General features: G+C 65.9%; 6 protein-coding genes. 5 read left to right on the forward strand and 1 reads right to left on the reverse strand.

Features of this window, described 5'->3' with window-relative positions; translation table 11 throughout:
* Positions 1-21 precede the first annotated feature (21 nt).
* Positions 22-279 carry a WhiB family transcriptional regulator gene (locus B0T44_RS25840; protein ID WP_077121591.1) on the reverse strand — a complete coding sequence of 86 codons (258 nt, stop codon included), beginning with the start codon at positions 277-279 and terminating at the stop codon, positions 22-24.
* A gap of 499 nt (positions 280-778) precedes the next feature.
* Here B0T44_RS25840 and cofD point away from each other — a divergent pair, with 499 nt between their 5' ends.
* The 5 genes from cofD to B0T44_RS25865 form a co-directional block, all read left to right on the forward strand.
* On the forward strand, positions 779-1777 hold the full coding sequence (cofD, locus tag B0T44_RS25845; protein WP_077121621.1) for a 2-phospho-L-lactate transferase: 999 nt from the start codon (positions 779-781) through the stop codon (positions 1775-1777).
* Positions 1774-3135 (forward strand): coenzyme F420-0:L-glutamate ligase, encoded by a 1362-nt coding sequence (locus tag B0T44_RS25850; RefSeq protein ID WP_077121589.1) that lies wholly within the window; start codon positions 1774-1776, stop codon positions 3133-3135. Before cofD ends, B0T44_RS25850 begins: the two co-directional genes overlap by 4 nt.
* Positions 3132-3650, forward strand: coding sequence for an NUDIX hydrolase (locus B0T44_RS25855; protein WP_077121587.1), 519 nt, complete (start codon positions 3132-3134; stop codon positions 3648-3650). Before B0T44_RS25850 ends, B0T44_RS25855 begins: the two co-directional genes overlap by 4 nt.
* Positions 3651-3884: 234 nt before the next feature.
* Positions 3885-4067: a rubredoxin gene (locus tag B0T44_RS25860; protein ID WP_077121585.1), complete on the forward strand. Its 183-nt coding sequence runs from the start codon at positions 3885-3887 to the stop codon at positions 4065-4067.
* A gap of 396 nt (positions 4068-4463) precedes the next feature.
* Positions 4464-5399, forward strand: a 936-nt coding sequence (locus B0T44_RS25865) for an alkane 1-monooxygenase (protein WP_081512726.1), incomplete at its 3' end; no start/stop codon positions are given.

Genomic DNA, 5399 nt, shown 5'->3' on the forward strand with positions numbered 1-5399 from the left:
CCGAAACGGTTGGGGTGTCGGTCAGCCGATGCCGCGCTTGAGGCGGCGGCGTTCCCGTTCGGAAAGACCGCCCCAGATGCCGAAGCGTTCGTCGTGCGCGAGCGCGTATTCCAGGCATTCGTCGCGCACTTCGCAGCCCATGCAGATGCGCTTGGCCTCCCGGGTCGAGCCGCCCTTCTCGGGGAAGAACGCCTCGGGGTCGGTCTGGGCGCACAGGGCGCGTTCCTGCCACTGCTCTTCGATGGATTCGAACAACTCGTCGAAGCCGGTTACGACCAAACTGAGCCGGGGTGCCGCATCGTGGCCACCCCCCTCGCGACCGGACCAGCTGTTGTCAGCACAGACGCCACGTGCTGCGCCTGCTGTGGAATCGCTTCGCGATACGCCGCCCGGCATGCCCGAAGGGGCCAGCTCATTGGCCATCGCTCCGCCTCCTCACTGTGTGTTAGCGCAGAATGATTCTTTCCGTCGGACCAACACGCTTACCGACGGCCCAACTCCGCGACGTTGTCTCGCGGACTTCCCCGAGCCTGTCATTCCGGTGCGAACATTTGTTCGAAAACCCGTTCGCGCCCTTGAACTCTCGCGCGATTCGGAATGACATGTCTGTGATTAGACACGCCGAACGCTCCGATGGTCAAGCGACTGTCACTATTCCGTTACTATCCGGCCGCGCTTTCAGTGTTGATCTTTCCTGGCCTCATCGAGGGTAATAGCAAACGAGTAGCAAATATGGCTGGGGTCGCACTCTTTCTCGCGCCGCATAGGCTGTGTGGATGTGACAACACAACAAGCGGACACCGCACCCGCCAAAGGTCCACGTATCGCCGTCTTGGTCGGCGGAGTCGGTGGCGCGAGGTTCCTGCAAGGCGTTCGGGAACTGCTGCCCGATGCCGACGTTTCGGCGATCGTCAACGTCGGTGACGACGTCTGGATGCACGGCCTTCGCATCTGTCCCGACCTCGATACCTGCATGTATACCCTCGGTGGCGGCATCGACACCGAACGCGGTTGGGGGCGCGTCGGCGAAACCTGGCACGCCAAGGAGGAGCTGGCGAAATACCGGGCGCAGCCGGACTGGTTCGGACTGGGTGATCGGGATATCGCCACGCACTTGGTTCGTACGGAAATGCTGCGCGCCGGCTATCCGCTCTCGGCGGTCACCGAAGCGCTCTGCAATCGATGGCAACCGGGTGTGAAACTCATCCCGGCAACCGACGATCGCTGTGAAACGCATGTAGTCGTCGGCGATACGGACAACCCTGGCGAACGTCGCGCGATCCATTTCCAGGAGTGGTGGGTCAGGTATAGAGCAGCGGTCGAAACCTATGGATTCGCCACAATCGGGGCGGATGACGCAAAACCGGCCCCAAATGTGACCGAAATCATAGGGGCTGCCGACGCAGTCTTACTGGCTCCGTCGAACCCTGTTGTCAGCATCGGATCGATCCTTGCGGTGCCCGGAATTCGGGGGGCATTGCGTACCACCGACGCGAAGGTGATCGGTGTCTCGCCGGTGATCGACGGAAAGCCGCTGCGGGGTATGGCCGACGAGTGCCTGTCGGTGATCGGCGTGGAAACCACCGCGGAGGGGGTCGGGCGGCACTACGGATCCCGTTCGGCCACCGGCATTCTCGATGGATGGCTGGTGCACACCACCGATACCGCCGAGGTGCCAGGCGTCGAGGTGCGCAGTGTTCCGTTGCTGATGACGGACCCGCCGACCACCGCAGAAATGGTGCGCGAGGCGTTGGAATTGGCGGGAGTGAAACCATGACCGAGCCAACCGAATCCACACCGGCCGATCACGGCGCCACAGAATTGCGCATCCTGCCGATTACCGGTTTACCGGAATTTCGTCCGGGTGACGATCTGGCCGAACATATCGCCGCCCGGGCTCCCTGGTTGGCCGACGGTGACGTCCTCGTGGTCACCAGCAAGATCATCGCCAAGGTGGAGGGGCGGATCGTCGCCGCTCCGACCGACCCGGCAGAGCGGGACGCCGCCCGCCGGGCGCTGGTGGAGCAGGAGGCGGTGCGGGTGCTCGCCCGTAAGGGCCGCACCCTGATCACCGAGAACCGGCTCGGCATCGTGCAGGCAGCCTCCGGGGTCGACGGCTCGAATGTCGAATCGGGTGAACTGGTGCTGCTGCCCGCCGATCCCGACGGCAGCGCGAAGGGGCTGCGTTCGGAGCTGACGACGCGGCTCGGCGTCGATGTCGCGGTCGTGGTCACCGACACCATGGGCCGTGCCTGGCGCAACGGTCAGATCGACGCCGCGATCGGCTCCTCAGGCCTGCGGGTACTGCATGATTACGCGGGCACGGTCGATGGCCAGGGCAACGAACTGCAGGTCACCCAGGTGGCGGTGGCCGACGAGCTGGCGGCCGCCGCCGATCTGGTGAAAGGCAAACTGGGGAGTGTCCCCGTTGCGGTCGTCCGCGGCCTGGCCGTCGTCGACGACGGTTCCAGCGCGGCCGATCTGGTGCGCCGCGGCAGCGATGACCTGTTCTGGCTCGGCACCGCCGAAGCGATCGAACGCGGACGCGGCGAGGCCGTGCTGCTGCGCCGCTCGGTGCGCGAATTCTCGCCCGAACCGGTCGACCCGGACCGGGTGCGCGCCGCGGTATCGGTCGCGTTGACCGCACCCGCACCGCATCACACCCGCCCGGTGCGGTTCGTCTGGGTGCGGGACCGGGCACTGCGCGAGCGGCTCCTGACGGCTATGGCCGATGCCTGGCGCGCCGATCTGGCCGGCGATGGGCTGGACCCGGTGCGGGTGGAGCGCCGGATCGCCCGCGGCCGCATCCTGTTCGACGCGCCCGAGGTTGTCATCCCGTGCTGTGTCCCAGACGGAGCGCACGCCTATCCCGACGAACGCCGCCGCGCCGCCGAACACACCATGTTCACGGTCGCGGTCGGGGCAGCGGTGCAGGGCCTGCTGGTTTCCCTGGCCGCCGAGGGGCTCGGCAGCTGCTGGATCGGTTCGACGATCTTCGCCCCCGAGGTGACCAGGGACGTGCTCGGCCTGGAACCGGACTGGAGTCCACTCGGCGCGATCGCAATCGGCCATCCGCTCGAGGAGCTGACTCCACGTCCGGCGCGCACCGACGGTATCGGGCTGGTGGAACTGTGACCGCTGAATCCCTGCACGCCTCGGCGACAGCGCTACTGGGATCATGGCGTCCCGCCGCGGCCGGGGACATGTCCCTGCGCGAGGCGATGCTGGCGTTCCTCGGATCCGCACCACGGGGATGTCTACGCGAGCATACGGCCGGGCATATCACCGCATCGGCGGTCGTGTTCTCCCACGACTCCAGCGAAGTGCTGTTGACCCTGCACCCCAGGGTAGGACGCTGGATTCAGCTCGGCGGCCACTGCGAGGAGACAGACGAGACCGTCGCCGACGCTGCCCTGCGTGAGGCCACTGAGGAATCCGGGATCGGCGGGCTGCGCTTGGATCCGGAACTCTACGGCGCGCAAGCCCACCCGATCACCTGCTCGCTGGGCAGACCCACCCGCCATCTCGACCTGCTGTTCCGGATCACCGCCCCCGCAGGCGCGGTCCCGGTGTGCAGTACCGAGTCGACGGATCTGCGGTGGTGGAAGGTCGACGCGCTGCCCGCCGACGCCGATGTACTGATCCGGTAGCCGGGCGGATTCGAGCCCGCCGGACCCGCACGAAGGTGCCCGCTGCACAGCGGGCGCATGCGGTGCGCCGATCCGTGCTGCGCGAGAGGGTTTCCTGCGGGCACGCCGTGGTACGTCATCCGCGACGGCTGGTGCAGCCCCGCCGCGGGGCCAGGGAGAAGGCCGAGACAGATCTGCTCGCCGACGGGCTGACCCGACCGAGCATGACCACCCTGTACCGAGAAAGGCCGACAGATGACCGACTACAAGCTCTATCAGTGCATGCAGTGCGGTTTCGAATACGACGAGGCCAAGGGCTGGCCAGAGGACGATATCGCGCCTGGCACCCGCTGGGACGATATCCCAGAAGACTGGACCTGCCCCGACTGCGGTGCGGCCAAAGCCGACTTCTTCATGATCGAGATCGAACGGTCCTGACGTTGTGCTGACCGCGGGCACTCGAGGTCCATATCGGAGTGCGCCCCGCCTCGGGGCGGCGTTGCGGGAGGGCCTGTCCCGGGTTCTTCGCCGATGCCGCCCCGAACCCGTTGGCGCGTTCGCTGATGGGAAGACACCTCGACTCCTGCCTGCTCTGGTAGCAACATGCCCGCGACCTCGGCGAGAAGCGCACTCGCCCTGGCCGAAAGCCGGTACCGCCTGCGCCGCGGCCCCGCGAGGGCTGTCGAGCCGAGCCGAGAAGGTTGGTATCCCCAGCCATAGCCGTTACCCTGGTAAGCGTTGCCACCTTAAGGTATCGGGCATGTAGGTTATGCGCGTTGCATCTGCAACTATTGCTCTGCGTTGAAATCTGGTCTGTTCGAATGGGGCAAAACGATGCAATCGGTTGGCAAACGCCGGGGGTCGGTCGATCCCAAACGCCATCTGTGGTTTTTAGGCCTCATCGCGCCTGGCTGTGCGCTGCTGCCCACGCAGTTGGTGTTGCACACCGGGATGGCGGTGTTCTGGTGGCTCGGGCCGATCATCGTGCTGATCGTGATCCCGCTGTTGGACATCCTCATCGGTGACGATGGCTCCAACCCTCGCGACGAGGACTACGAAACCCTGTCCAACGACCGGTATTACCGCTGGTGTACCTACCTGTTCCTGCCCATCCAGCTGGCCGGGCTCTGCGCCGCCGCGGCCCTGTGGGGCGGAACCGAGCTACGCTTGATCGACAAGATCGGTCTGGCCACCACCCTCGGGCTGGTGTCCGGTATCGGCATCAACGCCGCCCACGAGCTCGGCCACCGGGTCGAACGCCTGGAACGCTGGCTGGCCAAGATCGCCCTCGCTCAATCCGCGTACGGGCATTTCTTCGTCGAACACAACCGCGGCCACCATGTCCGGGTCGCCACGCCGGAAGATCCGGCCAGTGCCCGGCTCGGCGAATCGCTGTGGGAGTTCCTGCCGCGTAGCGTCATCGGCGGTTTCCGTTCCGCGATCCGGCTCGAACGCGAGCGGCTGGCCAGGATCGGTGAGAGGTGGTGGAGTCCGCGTAACCACATCCTGCAGGCCTGGTCGATGTCGCTGGTGCTGTTCGGCGCCCTTGTGGCGATCTTCGGCTGGAAGGTGCTGCCGTTCCTGCTGCTCCAGGCGGCGATCGGAGCGGCGCTGCTGGAAACGGTGAACTACATCGAGCACTACGGGCTACTGCGCGAACAGCGCGCAAACGGCCGCTACCGGCGCTGCTCGCCGCGAGACAGCTGGAACAGTGACCGGCTGGTCACCAACATCTTCCTGTTCCATCTACAACGTCACAGCGACCATCAC

Origin of the sequence: Nocardia donostiensis, from assembly GCF_002081715.1 — a bacterium.
GTDB classification, from domain to species: domain Bacteria; phylum Actinomycetota; class Actinomycetes; order Mycobacteriales; family Mycobacteriaceae; genus Nocardia; species Nocardia donostiensis.